This window comes from Pyrobaculum calidifontis JCM 11548 (assembly GCF_000015805.1).
Classification (GTDB): Archaea; Thermoproteota; Thermoprotei; order Thermoproteales; family Thermoproteaceae; genus Pyrobaculum; species Pyrobaculum calidifontis.
The window spans coordinates 1,361,548-1,377,807 of sequence record NC_009073.1; the positions used below are offsets into that span (position 1 = coordinate 1,361,548).

At 59.8% G+C, this 16,260-nt stretch carries 20 protein-coding genes; 11 read left to right on the forward strand and 9 right to left on the reverse strand.

Going from position 1 to position 16,260, the window contains the following annotated elements; genetic code table 11:
- Window positions 1–6 precede the first annotated feature (6 nt).
- The 4 genes from merA to PCAL_RS07760 all read right to left on the reverse strand — a co-directional run bounded on the left by merA (window position 7) and on the right by PCAL_RS07760 (window position 3,209).
- Complete coding sequence (gene merA, locus PCAL_RS07745; protein WP_011850137.1) at window positions 7–1,401, reverse strand: mercury(II) reductase; 1,395 nt, start codon at window positions 1,399–1,401, stop codon at window positions 7–9.
- Window positions 1,402–1,404: 3 nt separating this feature from the next.
- On the reverse strand, window positions 1,405–1,782 hold the full coding sequence (locus tag PCAL_RS07750; RefSeq protein WP_011850138.1) for a hypothetical protein: 378 nt from the start codon (window positions 1,780–1,782) through the stop codon (window positions 1,405–1,407).
- Window positions 1,783–1,794: 12 nt separating this feature from the next.
- Window positions 1,795–2,502, reverse strand: coding sequence for a uroporphyrinogen-III synthase (locus PCAL_RS07755; protein ID WP_011850139.1), 708 nt, complete (start codon window positions 2,500–2,502; stop codon window positions 1,795–1,797).
- Window positions 2,503–2,621: 119 nt separating this feature from the next.
- Window positions 2,622–3,209: a hypothetical protein gene (locus tag PCAL_RS07760; protein ID WP_011850140.1), complete on the reverse strand. Its 588-nt coding sequence runs from the start codon at window positions 3,207–3,209 to the stop codon at window positions 2,622–2,624.
- Between the two features lie 98 nt (window positions 3,210–3,307).
- On the opposite strand from PCAL_RS07760, the gene PCAL_RS07765 reads away from it, so the two are divergent.
- A complete protein-coding gene (locus PCAL_RS07765; protein WP_193322619.1) occupies window positions 3,308–3,793 on the forward strand; it encodes a PaREP1 family protein in 486 nt (161 codons plus the stop codon).
- Window positions 3,794–4,004: 211 nt separating this feature from the next.
- Here PCAL_RS07765 and PCAL_RS07770 read toward each other — a convergent pair whose 3' ends face one another.
- From PCAL_RS07770 to PCAL_RS07780, 3 genes are read right to left on the reverse strand one after another with little or no spacing between them, the layout of a single operon-like run.
- Entirely contained in the window at window positions 4,005–4,226 is a 222-nt protein-coding gene (locus PCAL_RS07770) for a sulfurtransferase TusA family protein (RefSeq protein ID WP_011850142.1), read from the reverse strand.
- Entirely contained in the window at window positions 4,223–5,926 is a 1,704-nt protein-coding gene (locus tag PCAL_RS07775; protein ID WP_011850143.1) for a SelD-related putative sulfur metabolism protein, read from the reverse strand. Before PCAL_RS07775 ends, PCAL_RS07770 begins: the two co-directional genes overlap by 4 nt.
- Complete coding sequence (locus PCAL_RS07780) at window positions 5,923–6,168, reverse strand: sulfurtransferase TusA family protein (RefSeq protein WP_011850144.1); 246 nt, start codon at window positions 6,166–6,168, stop codon at window positions 5,923–5,925. The genes PCAL_RS07775 and PCAL_RS07780 overlap by 4 nt, the downstream gene beginning before the upstream one ends.
- Before the next feature lie 32 nt (window positions 6,169–6,200).
- On the opposite strand from PCAL_RS07780, the gene PCAL_RS07785 reads away from it, so the two are divergent.
- The 7 genes from PCAL_RS07785 to PCAL_RS07815 all read left to right on the forward strand — a co-directional run bounded on the left by PCAL_RS07785 (window position 6,201) and on the right by PCAL_RS07815 (window position 11,827).
- On the forward strand, window positions 6,201–6,374 hold the full coding sequence (locus PCAL_RS07785; protein ID WP_193322620.1) for a hypothetical protein: 174 nt from the start codon (window positions 6,201–6,203) through the stop codon (window positions 6,372–6,374).
- Window positions 6,375–6,579: 205 nt separating this feature from the next.
- Window positions 6,580–6,885, forward strand: coding sequence for a Rieske (2Fe-2S) protein (locus PCAL_RS07790; RefSeq protein WP_011850145.1), 306 nt, complete (start codon window positions 6,580–6,582; stop codon window positions 6,883–6,885).
- Window positions 6,886–6,968: 83 nt separating this feature from the next.
- Window positions 6,969–7,865: a pirin family protein gene (locus PCAL_RS07795; protein ID WP_011850146.1), complete on the forward strand. Its 897-nt coding sequence runs from the start codon at window positions 6,969–6,971 to the stop codon at window positions 7,863–7,865.
- Window positions 7,862–8,668, forward strand: coding sequence for a hypothetical protein (locus tag PCAL_RS07800; protein ID WP_011850147.1), 807 nt, complete (start codon window positions 7,862–7,864; stop codon window positions 8,666–8,668). The genes PCAL_RS07795 and PCAL_RS07800 overlap by 4 nt, the downstream gene beginning before the upstream one ends.
- A 36-nt stretch (window positions 8,669–8,704) precedes the next feature.
- Window positions 8,705–9,889: a YncE family protein gene (locus tag PCAL_RS07805; RefSeq protein ID WP_011850148.1), complete on the forward strand. Its 1,185-nt coding sequence runs from the start codon at window positions 8,705–8,707 to the stop codon at window positions 9,887–9,889.
- Window positions 9,873–10,631: a hypothetical protein gene (locus PCAL_RS07810; RefSeq protein ID WP_011850149.1), complete on the forward strand. Its 759-nt coding sequence runs from the start codon at window positions 9,873–9,875 to the stop codon at window positions 10,629–10,631. Before PCAL_RS07805 ends, PCAL_RS07810 begins: the two co-directional genes overlap by 17 nt.
- Entirely contained in the window at window positions 10,628–11,827 is a 1,200-nt protein-coding gene (locus PCAL_RS07815; RefSeq protein WP_011850150.1) for an NAD(P)/FAD-dependent oxidoreductase, read from the forward strand. Before PCAL_RS07810 ends, PCAL_RS07815 begins: the two co-directional genes overlap by 4 nt.
- Here the strand turns inward: PCAL_RS07815 and PCAL_RS07820 are convergent.
- Window positions 11,813–12,184 carry a DsrE family protein gene (locus PCAL_RS07820; RefSeq protein WP_011850151.1) on the reverse strand — a complete coding sequence of 124 codons (372 nt, stop codon included), beginning with the start codon at window positions 12,182–12,184 and terminating at the stop codon, window positions 11,813–11,815. The two genes, PCAL_RS07815 and PCAL_RS07820, sit on opposite strands and share 15 nt — an antisense overlap.
- Entirely contained in the window at window positions 12,184–12,432 is a 249-nt protein-coding gene (locus PCAL_RS07825; RefSeq protein WP_011850152.1) for a sulfurtransferase TusA family protein, read from the reverse strand. Before PCAL_RS07825 ends, PCAL_RS07820 begins: the two co-directional genes overlap by 1 nt.
- Before the next feature lie 207 nt (window positions 12,433–12,639).
- Here PCAL_RS07825 and PCAL_RS07830 point away from each other — a divergent pair, with 207 nt between their 5' ends.
- Genes PCAL_RS07830 through PCAL_RS07840 form a run of 3 tightly spaced genes read left to right on the forward strand, consistent with a single transcriptional unit; the run spans window position 12,640 to window position 16,258 of the window.
- Entirely contained in the window at window positions 12,640–13,662 is a 1,023-nt protein-coding gene (locus tag PCAL_RS07830; protein ID WP_011850153.1) for a hypothetical protein, read from the forward strand.
- Between the two features lie 2 nt (window positions 13,663–13,664).
- Window positions 13,665–15,011, forward strand: coding sequence for a hypothetical protein (locus tag PCAL_RS07835; protein WP_011850154.1), 1,347 nt, complete (start codon window positions 13,665–13,667; stop codon window positions 15,009–15,011).
- A gap of 2 nt (window positions 15,012–15,013) precedes the next feature.
- The gene (locus PCAL_RS07840; RefSeq protein WP_011850155.1) at window positions 15,014–16,258 is read left to right on the forward strand and encodes a YeeE/YedE family protein; all 1,245 of its coding nucleotides are present in this window, start codon (window positions 15,014–15,016) and stop codon (window positions 16,256–16,258) included.
- Window positions 16,259–16,260 lie beyond the last annotated feature (2 nt).

The window sequence follows — 16,260 nt, forward strand, 5'->3', positions numbered from 1 at the left end:
GGCCTCTCAGCCTGCGCAACAGGAGAGTTTTGTCACATCTTTGTAGAAGGCCAGCGCGGCTAGTCTGGCGGCTTCGCCGAAGGTGGGAAACGCGGGTATCATATCAGCAATGTCGTCCACCGTTAGGCCGTGGGCCACCGCCATGGCGAAGATGTGTATCAGCTCCTCTGCCTGCGGCGCGGCGGCCACCGCGCCGGCTATTTTCCCGCCGCGCATGGAGATGCGCCACGTCTGGGGGTAGGTGTTTATCTTTATGAAGCCGTCCAGGCGCCCGGAGGCCCACGCGGCGGCCACCGCGGATACGGGGGCCAGCCGGCAGACGCAACCCACTCCGCTTTTCAACATGTCCTCCTCCCTCATCCCCACGGAGGCCACGGGTGGGTCTGTGAAGACGACGCGGGGGACGTGCAGTGGGTTAAACCTGGCGTCGCCCCCTAGCGCGTTTATGGCCGCCACCACGCCCTGCCTCGCCGCGGCGTTTTCTAGATATCTCCCGCCGGGCAGTCCCCCCGTGACGTCCCCCGCCGCATATACTCCGGGGAGGCTGGTCTCCATCCTCTCGTTCACCTTCACCGAGCCCTCCGGGTTCAGCTCCACGAGCCCCCCGGCTGCCTCTGAGTTCGGCCTTCTCCCAGCGGCGATGAAGAGAGCCTCTCCCCTCGCCCTAGACCCCTCCCGCCCCACCACCTCCACGCCGCCGTCCACGCGCCGCACTGCCACAGCCTCGTCGTGTATCACCTCGACCCCCTCCTCCCTCAGCACCTCCTCCACGAAGTGGGACGCCACCTCCTCCTCGTACTTCAACAGTCTGCCCCTCGTGAATATGGCGGTCTTAACCCCCAGCCTGTTGAGGGCTTGGGCCAGCTCCACGGACACGGCGCCGCCGCCTATGAACACCACGCTGGAGGGCTCCCCAAGCTCAAACAAGCTCTCGTTGGTGTAGTACCTCACCTCCTCCAGCCCCTTTATCGCCGGGACGGCGGGCCTGGCCCCCGTGGCTATCAACACCCGCCTGGCCTCTATCGTCCTATCCCCCACCTTTACCGCGTTGGCAGAGGCGAGAACGCCGAAGCCCTCAACGTAGTCTATGCCGTAGTACTCCAGGAGGTCTATGTACTTCTCCTGCCTAAGCCTCTCCACCACGCCGGCGGCGCCCCTCAAGAGGTCCCCAAGGCGGACCTCCACCGTTGCCTTGACGCCGGGGTAGTACCCCATCTTCGCCCTGTGGACAACCTCAGCCGCCTTGGCCAAGTACTTGGTGGGGACACACCCCACGTTGACACAGGTCCCCCCGGGGGGCAGGCCGGCGTTAACCATGACCACCTTGGCGCCCAGCTCAGCCGCCTTTATAGCCGCGGCAAAGCCCGCGGAGCCTCCCCCCAAGACGCAGAGGTCGTACACGCCCTAGCCCTCCCCCCTGTTTATATTCCTTACGCACGCCAAGGCCCTTTCCACAAAGGACCTGGCGGCTCTGTCGAAGAACTCCTTTCCAAGGAAGTTCAAGAGGCCCGTCTGCCTCCCCTTGAACCGCCACTTGCCCCCCGCCACGGAGAGCTCGAAGTTGTTCACAGTGCCCAGCCCCTCCAGCCTCCCCTCTAAGACGAGGGGGCTCTGGGAGAGGACGCGGAGGTAGAGCTTGACCTCCCCCGCGCCGAATGGCCCAGAGGCGGCGTAGACGCGGTACTCCCCCTCCTGCCCCCTAGGCGTAAATCCGAGGCACTGCGCCATTTCGTCTACGTCCACGTGGGACAGCTCGGCCTCCCCCTCGTAGTAGAGCTCCACGGGGGCAGAAGTCTACCCCCTTATAAGCGATGCCACGAACTTCGCCACGTCGCCCAGCCTCCCCGAGGGCGGCACCACCGCCTCTATGCCGTACTTGGCCAAGGCCTTTGCCACCGCGGGGCCCGCCGCCACGTTTACGGCGCGCCTCAGCCTCTCCGCCACGGGGAGGCCGTAGGGGTTCTCCACGGCGTACTCCACAGCCACCCCGCTGAAGAAGACGTACACGTCGCCGCCGGGCTCCACGAGCAGGCGCATCTTGTCCAAGTCCTCTGGAACGGCGTCGTAGAGCTGGAAGTGGGCCACTGAGCCGCACAGCGCCTCAAGCGCCTCGGCCAACTCCCTGTGGAACTCTCCGTGGTGAAACACCACGGCGGCGCCGCAGCCCCTAGCCCACGCCGCCACCTCCTCCCAAGTCTGGCCAGGGTAGGCCTCGACCCCGAACTTGTTCTTCACCATGACAGCCCCCTTCGCCCCCTCCGCCGTGGCCACAGCCCTGCCCGCAAACAATGCGCCTGCCCCATGCAACACCTCGGCCAACCTATACGCAACGGCCCCCGAGACAAAAACCACGTGGGTAGCCCCCGCCAAGGCCTTCGCCACCTCCTCCGCAGAGATAGACCGAGGCACCAGCTTCACCACCGGCGCCGCCACGACTCTCTCCCGCCCCAGCACTCTCACAAACAGCTCCACCGCCCTGGGACTAGTCACCACCACCCGCACGGCGTAACTGCGATATTACGAGAAAAAGCTATCGCGCCCAACGGCGTCCAGCCAACGCCGCGGCCGTGCAGGCTCGGCCAACCCCAGCCACGGCAGTAGAGCGCCGGGTGAGCGTTGGGCTACTTTGCCTCCCTCTCCCTGGCCTTTACCACCAAGATTCCGGGGGCCGTCACTTGTTCCACCACCTCGTAGCCGTAGGAGTCGAAGAGGCATTTAGCCGCGGCGGCGTTTACCTCCACGGCCTCCAAGCTGTAGCCCACTCCTACTATCTCCAAAACCGCCTCGCCCTTCGACACCTTGAGCTCAAAACGCTTCGCGGGGACTATCTTGGCCAAGTAGGGCACGAGCTGGGACACCTCCTCTAGCCCTCCGAAGGTGGCCCTCAAGTAGCTACCCAGCATCCTCCCCGCCTCGCACCAGACCTTAAGCGCGCCCTCCTTGTCCTTCCTGTAGTGCTCAGCCACGATTGAGTCGAGGAGGCGGCCTGGGATAGGCACAATCTCCAGCTCCACCATCAGCTTGTAGAACTGGAGGAGCTCCCTTATCTGCGAGACCCTGTACCCCGCCTTGACTGCCTCAAGCCCCACTGTGAGTATGTCGTTGGCAAGGGCGAACTGGGTCATGCCGAGGGACTCCGCCACGTTCCCCAACTCCTCAGCCACCTCCCTAGCCACAGCTATGTTTACCCTATCCCTCTTTACACTCACATGTCCACTAATACCCACCTATATAAACTTTACAGATACACATGTACACCGGCTCGCCCAGCCGAGACAAGCTTATAAGGCACACCGCACTGCCGCACGTGGAAGAGCTCGCCAAGCCTTGGCTTAACCTTGAGGCGTACAGAGAGGCCAGAGTCAGGGAGGCCGTGTACGAGGCCGAGCTGGCTGAGGAGTTTCTCAAAAGTGGGCTAGTCAGAAACGCCGCTGGGAAGGCCTTCCAGGCGTGGAAGTCCCTCCTGGGCGCACTGCTGGTCGATAAGATTGAGGAGGTGGAGAAGGCGTACCCCGGCGTTGTGAGAATCAGGGAGGGGAAGAGGATTAAGAAGGCCCTTTGGGTCATAGCGCTGGTGCCCACTTCCCAGATGAAAAAGCTCGCCCAACTCCTCGGCGGCGAGGAAAGCGCCTTGACATCTATAGCGCTAGACCTACACAGCTACCAGTACAACGGCCCAGACCCAGAGGGAATATACAGCCCATACCCAGACGAGAAGAGCGCGCAGAGAGATGTAGAAATCCTCGTCGGCAAAGTCAAAGAATATGTTGCAAAGCTTCCCCGTCGGAGCTAGACGCCGCGCGGCTACGTTAAGACACAAAGCATTGGTCTATCTCTAACCTCTGCCTAGTGCGGTTAGTCGCCCACGGTAGACCAAGAGCCCATCTTATCCTGGAGACCCGAGCCGTAGAGAAGCACGTCACTACAGCAACCATGGACGGCGGAGACCCAGCGTAGGGGACCCCGTGAAGCACGACTCGTCTGGCGCCGGCGGCCCAGGCGCACTACCCTTGCCCCTTCTTCCTTACGTACACCACATAGCCGCCCCCGGCCTCCTCCACCCTTTCCACCTTGTACTCGAGCAGAGGCAACATGACTCTGAGCGTCTTTACGCAGTCTTCGTCGTCTGTGACCACCTGGAGCTCCCCCGGGCTCTTCTCCATTATGGCTGAGAGGGCTTGTTGAGCCGGCTCGGGGCAGGGCCTCCCCCTGATGTCTAAGATCATAAAATTTCAAAGTCTTTGAACTCCCCCAAATACCTTTCCCACTGGGTCTCTGCCACTCTACACCTCTCCCTCCCCCTGCAGGCCTCCTCTGCGAATTTCCTAATGGCGTCTGCGTCGCCCTCCACAACCACCTCCACGCGGCCGTCGGGGAGATTTCTAGCGTAGCCCGTCAAGCCCAGCACCCGGGCCCTAGACCTTAGGTAGGGCCTATAGCCCACACCCTGCACGTCCCCCTCCACGTAGATCCTAGCCCTCGCCGGCTTGGCCACCCCCAGCCCCGCAAGGATGGGCGCCTGGGCGGCCAACTTCTCCTTGAGCTTTCTATTGGATATGTAGGACAGGGCCTCCGGGGGGACGTGGAGCCGCCCCTCGCCTCTGCCCACCACTCTGCCCACCACCCTGGGGGATAGGTGGGGGATCTTGGACAGCTCCTTCACCACCTCCTCTGCCAGAGACTCGTGGAGGAACAGGGCCACCGCGCCGTTGGTCCCCGCGGTGGCGTCGGGCATAATGTAGAAGTCTGCGGCGAATTTAGAGAGCTTGGGGTTGAGGAGGGGCACTTCGAACAGCTCTATGTCTACCCCGGCCTTCTCCGCCACCTCTTTAAAGACGAAGATCCCGGGCCCCGAGACGTCTATCGTCGCGGCTATGTGATCCTCAGCCCTAAACCTCTCCCCCAGCCCCGGCAGGTGGCGGTATATCACCTTGGCCACCTCGGCGTTGGGAGTGGCCATAAGCTCGAGGACTCTCCTCTTCTCTCTCTCAAACTCCTCAAGGGGCATCACCGAGGACTCGAAGGCCTTTAGAAGCTCCTCGTCTGCGTGGATGGCCACGTAGGTGGTGAAGTAGGCAAGTTCCCCGAAGGGCCTAGTGACCACCACCACGAACCCTCTGTCCAACTCTCTGTAGAAGGTGGGGGGCTCCCTGTCCAGGTAGCCCCACGCCGTGGCGCCCAGGAGGAGGTAGCCCCGGCGGGGGAGGGGGGCCTCCACCACTTTGCCCAGCCTAGAGGCGTGGGCTAGGTAGCTCTTCTCCACCCCCTCGTACCAGCGCTCAGGCGCGTCGTATATGGGGGCTATGTGGACGTCTTTGTAGACGCCTTTGACGTAGAGGTCGTTGAGGGCGTTGTTTATCGCCACGGCCACCTGGAGTGGGGAGTCCAAGTCCTCGGAGGGGTCTATCACTTGGATAGTGTCGTTGTTGGCGAGGATGTAGCCCCCCTCGCCGTAGGTCTTTAAGAAGTCTACCATGAAGAACTCCGCGCCCTGCTTCGTGCTCACTATGCTGTGCCCCTTGCCGAGCCACACCCTGTGCCGGGTGGAGCCAAGCGCCTTGTAGAGCCTCGCGGCGTACTCGGCGAATCTCTCCGCCGAAGCGGCCTTGGCCATGTAGAGTTGCACAAGCACCACCGCCAGAGAGGGGGCAAAGGACTCCACAGCCGCGGCGTCGAGCTGTGGGTTCTCCACGTCGAGGAAGACCCTCATCAGCTGGGCCTCCTCCCCCCTTACAATGGCCGCGTCCTCCCTGGGGGCAATGACTAGGTTGAGCTTCGACACCTCGTCCCTCAGGAGCTGGATGGCGGGGTACAACACGTCGTAGAGGTCCACCTTCACAGAGCAACCAAGCGAGAGAGACTCCAGGGCGATGCCCGCCTCGCGGTACAGCTTGACCCTCTCCCTAAAACGCTCGATTGGGCTCATCGCACCTTCCTAATCACAATGCGCCACACCCCCCTCTCCACCTCGAAGACCCCCACCACCTCTTGCCCCTCCCGCCTAGCCACTGCAGGCACGTTTTCACACGACGGCGGATTGTCGGTAATGACCTCCAAAACCTCCCCCACCGCCATCTCCCTCAGCGCTTTCACAGTGGCCAACTGGGGGTAGGGACACACGTACCCCCTGAGGTCAAGCACCCTCTTGCCCACCTCCTTCACAGCCATGGGCAAATGTGGGGATATAAAAGGTGTTGCAAATGTGCAAAAAAGACACTTCAGTTGCAGTACGCGGCGAGCATGCTGACCCCCGGCCACGGGACGGCGTAGTCCACTACCTCGCACCGCCGGGGCTTCACCGCGCCGAGGAGGACGGCCAGCGTCTTAAGCTCCCCCTCGGGCTGGGCCTCGCCGAAGCCCGGAAGAGAGTCTAGGCGCGGGATGCACTCAACACGCCCGCCTCTAAGCGCTTAGATGTTACAGCTACCTCCAGGTCCGCCAGCTGGTCTGCCTGGGTCACCACGCCACTTTTGACGCCAAGACTGGGCGAGTGGCGATGCACCCCAACCACGGCGAGGCGAGGACGTTGCCGAGGCATCAAACCAGGGTGGTGGACGGAGTAGTCTACGTGAGAGTGCCATGGTGAGGGCGGCGGCCGCCAAGCTGGGGGAGCTACCCGACAAAAGGCCTGTTCCCAAGACGGTGGAGGCCACGCCGCTCGTCCTCGTCCGCGACGGCGAAAGAGTATACTGCGCCTACGGCATATGTCCACACGGCAGGTGGCTCCTCAGCCTCGGCGACTATAAGGAGGGCAAACTGAGGTGCAAGGGCCACGGCTCCGTCTACGACTTGGCCACCGGCGCGGGGGAGCTCAACGGCTACCCGCTTCAGATAAAGGCGTACAAGGCCGAGGTCGTGGGCGACAGCGTGTACGTGGAGGTTTAACCCCCCGCCGAGCCTGCGGATCTGTCAAAAGGCTTTCTGCCAGCTATGTTCAAAAATCTTTAATTGTACAAGACGGTAGTTACATGGCTCGGGTTGTGCATGTTTTGAGGGGTAATTGGACGCGGGATGGGGCGGGGGTTAGGCTTTACAGAGTCTTTGGGGGGCCCACTCTTGCAGAGCTCACCGACCCCTTCCTCCTCTTAGACCACTTCGGGTCGCGGTATCCCCATGAGTACTTAATGGGCTTTCCCTGGCACCCCCACAGGGGGATTCAGACGGTGACGTACCTCCTCAAGGGCGAGGTCCGCCACGCCGACTCCATGGGGTATAGAGGGGTCCTGGGGGCCGGCGACCTCCAGTGGATGACTGCCGGGAGCGGGATATTCCACGAGGAGATGCCCCGGCCTGGGAGGGCGAGGGTGGGGGATAGGGAGGTGGAGAACCCAGAGGTGTCTGCGTTCCAGCTTTGGGTAAACTTGCCCAGGGCCTTGAAGATGTCCGACCCTGAGTATAAGAACGTCAAGGCTAGTAGCGTGCCCAGGGTGGTGGCTGATGGGGGAGCCGTAGTTAAGGTGGTGGCGGGGAGGGTATACGAGCCGGGGACTGGGGTGGTGGAGGGCCCCGTCTCTGGGCTAAAGGTGCCCGTGGTGTACATGGACGTGGCAGTGGCTGAGGGGGCCTTCTTCCGCTTCGCCACAAGGGAGGGGCACACAGTGTTGGCCTACGTCTTCGAGGGCGCGGTTGACTTCAACGGCCGCCGCGTATCGGCGGGGGAGCTCGCGGTGTTCAACAGAGAGGGGGGCGAGGTGGAGGCGAGGGGGGTTGGCAGATTTCTCCTCCTCTCTGGCCGGCCTCTGGAGGAGCCCATAGCGTGGTGGGGGCCCATAGTCATGAATACGTGGGATGAGATTCTGGAGGCTAGGCGGGAGCTGGCCGAGGGGATTTTTGTGAAAAAGGGGGCCCGCGTGGTGGATCTATGATGCTCTTGGCCACAGAGACCGGGGTCTACGACTTGGGGGGCTCGCTCAAATGTTGCAGAGAGCTCGACGTAAACGACCTCTACTTCGGGGAGAGGGCGTACATATGCGCTTGGCAGGGGCTCTACGTGGAGGTGGGCGGGAGGCTGGAGAGGCTTGCCGAGAGGCAGTGCTGGCGCCTTTTTAAGTGGGGCGGGGAGGTGCTGGCCGCCTTGGAGGGCCCCATTGTCTACAACGCCGACAGGGGCAGAGTGGCCGCGGACTACAGGGGCTATGCCAAGGAGCTGGGCTGGCACTTCTTCTACGGGGAGCCACACATAACGGACTTCGCCGTTTACAAGGGCGAGGTGGTGGCGACGGTGGAGGTGGGGCACCTCCTCTCAGGCCCCTCCCCCCAGGAGCTGAGGCCGACCGGGTTTGAGGAGGATTTGCACAACCTCCTCCCCCTGGGGGATAGGCTTCTGATAGCGGCCGCAGGCGGCGTCTACTACACCGACGACTTGGCCCAGTTCAAGCGGGCGGCCGGGGGCTATTGCCACGCCTTGTCTGCCGCGGGAGGCTCGGTGGCGGCGCACCTCAAGTCTAAAAGGCCCATAATTGTGTCGAGGGATAGAGGGGAGAGCTGGCAAAACCTCGGCCTAGAGCTGCCGCCCCCCGACTACGGGACCACTGGCCTCCTCTGCGAAGGGGGGAGGTGCATCTACTCCACCACTTACACCTACGCCGTCAACGTCGAGAGGGCCTCCGCCGAGAGGCTCCTCGGGCCTCACCCAACGACCAGGAGGGTGGTATTAGCCAAGGAGTAGAGAATTGCGTTTATAAACCCCAGCCAGCGTGTCAACGTGGCCCAGAGGCTGTACCTCCTAACCATATTCGCCCTATCTGCGGCCCTCTTGTACATGCAGTTTGCGCCTTCTGGCGGAGAAGTGGGCGACGACTTGTACATAGTGGTGGGGGGAAATCCCCCCTCGGTGGCAGTTTTCAACGGCAGCAAGTTCCTAGGGGGGTCTTACCTCTACGACGCAGATCCCTACTTCCCCATGTACGACAGCTTTCTATACGGGGACTTCCTCCTGGTGTTCCAAGGCGAGGCGGGCTCCATAATCTACATCTACAACATCTCCGACTTTAAGAAAGTGTATGGCACAGTGCACGCCCCAAGCAATGTGAGCCACCTCCTCTACGGGGAGCTTGGGCTGGCCCCCCTGGTGGGCTCCACGTTGTACATAGCGGTGTCCAACTTCGCCGAGAAGCGAGGCTACGTATGCGCGCTGGATTTAGACGCGCTTCTGCTCAAGGAGTGCATAAGCGTTGGGATGTACCCCCACGCCCCCATAAAGGTGGGCGACGTGGTGGTGGCTCCGACAATTAGGGAGCCGAGGCTGGTCTTTTACAGCCCCTCCAATGGCTCTCTAAGGGTTATATCGCCGCGGTACGACTGGCCCATATTCGTCAATACCCACGACGTGTTGAGATACACCCAGCTCTCCTTCCACATGATTACCACAGACGGTCGGTACATATACGGCGAGGGGCACTTGGTGGAGCCTGGCACAAGGTTCGCGGTGGGGGTGCACTCCCACGCCCTTGTGGTGGCCATGGACTTGAGCGGGAGAGTTGTGTCGGTGGCTCCCACCAACGCCCCGCCGCCCGGCCTCCCCGGCCTCGCCGTGTGCAACGGCAAGCTCTACGCCACCTCGCCAGTGGAGGGGCTAGTGTACGTATTTGAAGTCCCCTCGCTGAAGCTGGTAAAGACCATTAAGACGGGGGGCGTTCCGTGGGGCGCCTTTGCCAACCCCAAGTGTACGGCGGTCTATGTCACAGACATCGTAGGGGGGAGAGTGCTCGTGATTGACGTTAGGAGAGACGAAGTGGCAAAGGTAGTGAAGACCCCCATGCTCTGGCCACACACCGTCATCTTTGTGGACAAGGAGGTAGTGGAGAAGATGGACATACAGCCCGAGGTCAAGTTCAAGCCCTTGGAGATACCGCCCTATCTCTACTGCGGCGATGCTCCCCCCAGTTGAGCCCGCCTTGTTGATTACGCTTGGCGCGCTGGGCGGCGCGGCGGCCTTTGCCCACTTGGCCTCGCCCAAGTGGGCGGCTTTTGCGGGAGGGGTTGTTTTACACATGGCGCTAGTCCAAGCGTTTCTAGCGGCGTCTTTCGTCAAATCCCTCGCCGTAGTGGCCCCAGTGAACTTAATCCCCTTGTTCATCCTCGGCGTATTTACCACATCTGCGGCATTCATGCTGGGGGTAATCGCAACAATAAAGTGGGGGGAGAGGCACCTCTACCTCCCTCTGGCCCTCTCAGCGGCTCTTTTGGCAAACAAGGCCCCCGCCGTAGAGGCGCTTCAAACATACGGCGTAGACGTCACCTATCTGGGCTATGTGGCATACGGCATGCTCCTAGCCGCCTCCGCCTCTGCCGTCTCCCACAACCTAGCACTTAGGCTGCCCTCCGCCTACCCCCTCGCCTTTGCGGTCGCCGCGCTTTTAGGCAACTTAGCCTACGCCGCAACCCCCAACCTCCTATACTCCGAGGGCCTCCTCTACTACATGTTCACCACGGCCAACCTCTACTCTTTCAACTCGGCTATGATGGTGTACCTAGGCTTTAGAAACAACGTGGCGGCCTTGGGCAAAATGGGCGGCTTTAAGTCCACCAAGTTTTGGCTCTACCTCCTCCTTGGAAACCTCGCTTACGGCCTTGTGGAAGTGTTATTCATGATTAAGAACCCACAGGTTCACGACCTTTTACACAGATGAAGAGGCGCGACCTCCTAAAGCTCGCCCCCTTGCCCCTCTTAGCCGCGTTGTTGCCCCTAATCTGGCCCAGGGGGCGCCCGGGGGCAGACGTCAAGGCTAAGGTCTTGGTGGTTGGGAAAGGCATTGCCGGCAGCATGGTGAAAATGATCTTAGACAGCCACGGTGTGGGGGCCACGGTGCTTGAGTGTTCAGACGCGGCTCTGCCCGGGCCTGGGAAAGTGGACGTGGCCCTGGGGCTCGCCGACGCGGGAGACCTCCTAGTCCACTTAGGCGTCGGCGGCGGCGTGGTGAAGACCTGCGCCACGGGCATAGACCCCGACAACCGCCTCGTCTACACAGACACCAGGGTGTACTCCTACGACATCCTCTTCTTGACGCCGGGCGTGGTCTTCGACTACGGCGCAGTGGAGGTCAAGGGCAGAGTGGACAACTTTACCCCCTACGAGTTAGGCTCGGCGCTGGCCAAGAGGGAGCTGAGCGCCGGGCGCTACGTGATTGTACACCCCAATTTGCCCTACCGGTGCACCTCGGCGCCCTACGAGTTCGCCCTCCTCCTAGACTGGAGACTTAGGGAGGAGGGGAAGCCCCACAGCGTCACCATAATCTCGCAGGTGGGGAAGATCCCGGCCGTCTTTGAAAAATATATCTCACAGATGGGGGAGCTCGTGTGGAAAATACTGGAGGAGAGGGGTGTCGAGTACATAAACGCCGAGGTAGAGCTCGTGGATGGGGAAAACAAGGTGGTGCACCTCTCCACTGGGGAGAAGGTTCCCTTCGACTACCTCACCTTAGTGCCCCCCAATAAGGCTCCTAGGTTTATCTCAGCTGTGTCAAACGCCGAGGGGTTCTACGTGGAGGTAGACGAAAGGATGAGGCACCCCAAGTACAGAGATATCTACGTGGCGGGAGACGCGGTTTGGCACGTGGTTAAGACAGGATGGGCCGCGGCCACCGAGGCCGCCATAGCCGCCGCGTGGGCGCTCGAGGACTTAGGCATAAGCGTGGAGAAGCCCAAGGAGATATACAGCGAAGATGCTATAAGGATAACCCCAGACCTGGGGATTAGGGGGGCGAAGAGGTGGTACCCAATATACGGCGATGTTTACTGGCGGCAGATAGAGGGCCCAAGCCCAGAGGTCGTGGAGGCGAAGAAAAAAACAATAGAGTTCTTCCGACAGTTGCTAAAATACTACTAGTCTGTCCACTTCCTCCAGGAAGGTGTACATTGAGGTGACCTTGTCCACAAGCGCGGGGTCATACTCCTCCTCGGAGATTCCAAAGATCTTGCTGGCCGTTTCGCAGACGTATACCTTGACGCTCCCTATGGACTTCGCTGTAGAGAGCAGGGACTTCCAATCCACGCCCAACTCCACGATTCTCTTGTGCTCTGGCGAGGATAGGGGAGGGGCGTACTCTTTTTTAAACGCCTTGACAGCCTCCCCGGTGACGAATATGCTAACCTCCTCGCCCCTGGCCACCAGCGTAGACACAAGCGTGGCAAATTCGTACAGTCTCACAAAGTCGCCGCTCCCCACTATGATTCCAAAGGCCATTACCTCTCTATCACAATGCGCCAAACGCCCTTCTCAGGCATGTCCATGGCGACGACTTTGCTACCGTTTCTCTCAGCCACAGACTTTATATTGTCGCAGGAGGGAGGGTTGTCTGTGTACACCACCAGGACCTCACCCTTCTTAATGCTCTTAAGCGCCTGTGCCGTATACATCTGGGGGTAGGGGCACACAAAGCCCTTTAAATCTAGCTCGTACTTCCCATCCCCAATCTTCTTCAAGCTGGGCATGCCGACCCCCATTTTGCACAATTTTAATCATTATTCCACAGCTTGTAAAAAATATTCTCAATCACCTAGTTAACAACACTTAAAGCCAAATCTGACAGACAATGCCATGATAACCTGCGCACATGTAGATAGACGAAGGGCAAAACGTATTAATGTGCAAAAAATTCACATAGATAAAAGAAAATATGTAAAAATAGAGGCGGGACTATGGCGGAGTTAGGGCTGGGAGTCCCCACGCCGAGGAAGTACTGGATCGCTTTGGGTCTTGTGGTAGGCGTAGTGGTGGGGCTGGTAATTGGCTACTATTTAAACGCGGCCACGCTTCAGTACGCCTATAGGTTGCTTGAATCTGCTCAACAGCCTCCTCCCGACGTATACGTCGTGGCCCTCTCTCCTAAGGGTGCGGCGTTTTTCCTAACCGCCATGGGCACGCCCATAACCACTGCGCAGTGGAGCGGCGGGGCGGCGAGGGTGGCCGGGGCCTATAGGGACATGTATATAGCCTACGACGGGGACCGGGGAAAAATCTTCCAGATAACCCAGGGCCTTGAGATTAAGAACGTGGTGTATATTGATGGCCTTGTGGGAGTGTACCTAGACGAAAAGGGCGGCTACATATATGCCTTGTCTAGAGATAAACTGTATAAGATATCGGCGGATACTCTTGACATAGTTAAATCGGTGGAAGTGCCCAACGGCGTGTATATCGCCGGCGTAAACGAGCCTTCGACAGTGGTGTACGTGCTGACGGAGAGGTCCCTCGTCAAATTCGACGGAGATTTAAACAAGTTGGGAGAGGTGGCCGTCTCGGGCAAGTCGTTGTTTGTTGGAGTGCTCTACTTCTTCGTCGGCGGCGACGGCTTTGTAAAATCCTTTGACAAATCTAATAGGCAGATAGCCGAGGTTAAATTGGATGGCGGCGTGTCTCAACTCTTGGCCTGCCGCGGGATACTGCTTGCTTCCACAGACGGCGGCGTATATGCGGTGTCTATACCAGATCTAAGAGTTATAAAGAGACTAGACGCGAGGGGCATTTTGTATGCTGACCCCACTTGCAGTGTAGTATACGCAGTGGAGGACTCCAAGGCCACCGTGATACTGATACCGTCTTTAAACACGCATGTGGTCAATCTGCCGGAGCCCCTCGACGGCTTGATATTTAGAACGGGCGCCGGCGCCGCGCTGGGCGGAGGAGCCGCGAGAAAAGTGGCCCTGGCCTGCGGAGGGTAGCCATGAGGGCGGCAACTATACTCATAGCCGTCTTGGTCGTGGCCCTGGTGATACTTGCGGCGTTATACACCTCGGCCACACAAGAGTTGGCCTCTGCCCGGGGAGAGGTTGAAAAGGCTAAGCAGGAGGCGGCGCAGGCAAGTAAACAGGCTGAGGAGCTTAGGGGGCAGTTGACCCAGCTTCAGAACAGGCTGAACGAGCTACAGTCGAGGCTAGCCGAGGCTCAGAAGACCATAGAAGCGCTGAGGGGACAAGCGCAACCCATTGCTGGCTACATGTACGCCCTTGTGGTTGACACTGTAGGCGGTAGCGACGAGTTGTTTATATATGTGATCGACCCCCGCACCAACGACCTCGTCGTCAAAATACCTCTAAGAGATAGACTGCCAGCAGACGTATATACGCTTATGAGAAACGCCTCACTGAGGCTTGTCTCCCCCTCCACGCTAGAGGTCTGGATGCCGCGGTATTATACGCAGCCGGGGCAGTACCTCTATATCCTATACGAGGGGCCGTGGGGGTCCTATGTGGCGGCCCTAGATCCCAAGGACTTCTCCTTGGTGAAGAACGTGAAGATCTACGACAAGTACACTAGACAGTACGGCGGCATATCGCCTGATGGGAAGCTCCTAGTGGTTGCGCAACGCCAGGCGCAACAGATAGTCTACCTAGACGCCAAGACTTTGGATGTGATAAGAGCGGTGAAGACTGACGCCAATCCGTGCGACGTGGCGCCTTCGCCCGACGGAAACTACTTCGCCATTCCTGTGAGGGCCGACGGGGCAGAGGGCAAGCCTGAATACGTTTTGATCATCGACCGGGAGGGGAGGGAGGTGGCGCGCGCCTACTTTAGAAGGCCTGGCGAGGCTGGGCCTCCCACGGAGCCCTCCATGACCTACTGGACGCTCGACGGGAAATATGTATTACTGCAGGGGGAGGCTAGGCCCTATGAGGCAGTGGTGGAGGTGGACGTTGCGGCTAAGTCGGCGAGAATTGTAAAGGAGGTGAGCTACCCCTCTGGCACCGTGGCGTTTATGGCTGAGGAGCATCCCATGGCCAAGGGCGAGGTCTGGGTGGTGGTGAGAGGTGCGGGGGTCTATGTCAGATCGCCGCCGCCAGAGTACAGGGAAATCACGCGCGTTGCCACGGCTATAGACGTTAAGGGCATTGTACAAGGCGCATTTAGCCCAGATGGGCGCTATTTCTACGTCGTGGGATCTGGCGGCATAGATGTAATTGACGTGGCGGCTAAGTCCGTGGTAAAGACTATAAAGGCTAAGTCGGCTGTGTGGATCATTGCAATACCCAGCGGCGAGTGGCTATACTATAGCGGAGTGTTGAGAGGGTGACCATGTCGAGGGTAAAGGACTTCTTGGTAAAGCCCTGGCGGCCTGAGGTGGCTGGGCTGGTCATCGGCATTGTAGCCTCTCTTCAGATACTTGTGATTAGATCGCCGTGGTATATCACAGGCCCCGAGACTCAGTTCGGCGGCTGGCTCCTCAAGACTTTGACTCTAGGCGCCGTGAAGGTGGATCTGTGGGACTACTTCAACCCAAGCTCCCCCATGTTTGTGGCAAAGGCCCTGGGGCCGCTGGAGAACCCCGGCTTTCAAATAGTGCTCGGCTTCATGCTGGGGGCCGCGATAGCCAAGGCGCTCCAGGGCGCGTGGCGTCTCCGGTGGCCCGCCAACTGGGGTGTGGTGATTACGTCGATTATCGGGGGCTTGCTCTTGGGCTTCGGCGCCAGGCTCGCCCTGGGTTGCAACGTGGGGAACTTCTTCGCCACCGTGCAGAGCCTTGTGTTCTCCGGCTTCGTCTTCTTCCTCGGCATGGCCATGGGGACATACGTAGCCACGTTCCTCATAGAGACGTGGCTCATGGATAGAATAGCCAAGACGAGACCCATTAGGATATCCATCGGAGGCAACGTAGACAATCGCAAGGTCTTGGCCACGGCTGTGGCTATAACGGCGGCTCTATCTCTATACTGGTGGCAAATAGGCGTGATGGCAGGCCTTCTCTATCTGCTGTTCGGGGTGGCGTACGGCTTCGCGGGGGCGAAGGCGGATATATGCTTTACCTCCATGTTGAGAGACGGCTTCTGGAGCCGGCTGGCCCCCTACGGCGCAAACGCCAGGGCCGTGGCCATAGCCCTCTCCATAACCATAACGGCGAACTTAGTGCTCAAATACGGCGTCGGCTACAGCTACAGCGAGTTTCTATTCCCAGTGGGCATTCACACGTTGCTTGGCGGCTTCCTATTCGGCATAGGCATGGTCCTAGTGGCTGGGTGTAGCTTCAGCTCCGCGTATAGAAGCGGCGAGGGGAGCATACCGCACTTAATCGCATGGATATTCATGATAATCGGGATGACGCTCTTGGCATATGTATGGCCCTTCTTCTACACTACTGCCGTGGCCCTTAGCCCAGTGTTAACACTGCCCGAGATGCTCCACGGCAATGTGGCCGCCGCGGCGGCCCTCGGCTACCTCTTCTGCCTATTCCTAGCCCTCTACCCAAGTATCCGCGACGGCACTATACAACTAAGCCAATTAAACATAAAACTGCCAAAGCTACTAATAACTAGGTCTAAATAACC

Coding starts and splice junctions, on each gene's coding strand:
- PCAL_RS07840 (WP_011850155.1), top strand. CDS start 15,014: ATGTCGAGGGTAAAGGACTTCTTGGTAAAGCCCTGGCGGCCTGAGGTG.
- PCAL_RS07775 (WP_011850143.1), bottom strand. CDS start 5,926: ATGAGCCCAATCGAGCGTTTTAGGGAGAGGGTCAAGCTGTACCGCGAG.
- PCAL_RS07780 (WP_011850144.1), bottom strand. CDS start 6,168: ATGGCTGTGAAGGAGGTGGGCAAGAGGGTGCTTGACCTCAGGGGGTAC.
- PCAL_RS07785 (WP_193322620.1), top strand. CDS start 6,201: ATGTGCAAAAAAGACACTTCAGTTGCAGTACGCGGCGAGCATGCTGAC.
- PCAL_RS07800 (WP_011850147.1), top strand. CDS start 7,862: ATGATGCTCTTGGCCACAGAGACCGGGGTCTACGACTTGGGGGGCTCG.
- PCAL_RS07825 (WP_011850152.1), bottom strand. CDS start 12,432: ATGCCCAGCTTGAAGAAGATTGGGGATGGGAAGTACGAGCTAGATTTA.
- PCAL_RS07770 (WP_011850142.1), bottom strand. CDS start 4,226: ATGATCTTAGACATCAGGGGGAGGCCCTGCCCCGAGCCGGCTCAACAA.
- PCAL_RS07790 (WP_011850145.1), top strand. CDS start 6,580: ATGGTGAGGGCGGCGGCCGCCAAGCTGGGGGAGCTACCCGACAAAAGG.
- PCAL_RS07815 (WP_011850150.1), top strand. CDS start 10,628: ATGAAGAGGCGCGACCTCCTAAAGCTCGCCCCCTTGCCCCTCTTAGCC.
- PCAL_RS07835 (WP_011850154.1), top strand. CDS start 13,665: ATGAGGGCGGCAACTATACTCATAGCCGTCTTGGTCGTGGCCCTGGTG.
- PCAL_RS07795 (WP_011850146.1), top strand. CDS start 6,969: ATGGCTCGGGTTGTGCATGTTTTGAGGGGTAATTGGACGCGGGATGGG.
- PCAL_RS07820 (WP_011850151.1), bottom strand. CDS start 12,184: ATGGCCTTTGGAATCATAGTGGGGAGCGGCGACTTTGTGAGACTGTAC.
- PCAL_RS07830 (WP_011850153.1), top strand. CDS start 12,640: ATGGCGGAGTTAGGGCTGGGAGTCCCCACGCCGAGGAAGTACTGGATC.
- PCAL_RS07810 (WP_011850149.1), top strand. CDS start 9,873: ATGCTCCCCCCAGTTGAGCCCGCCTTGTTGATTACGCTTGGCGCGCTG.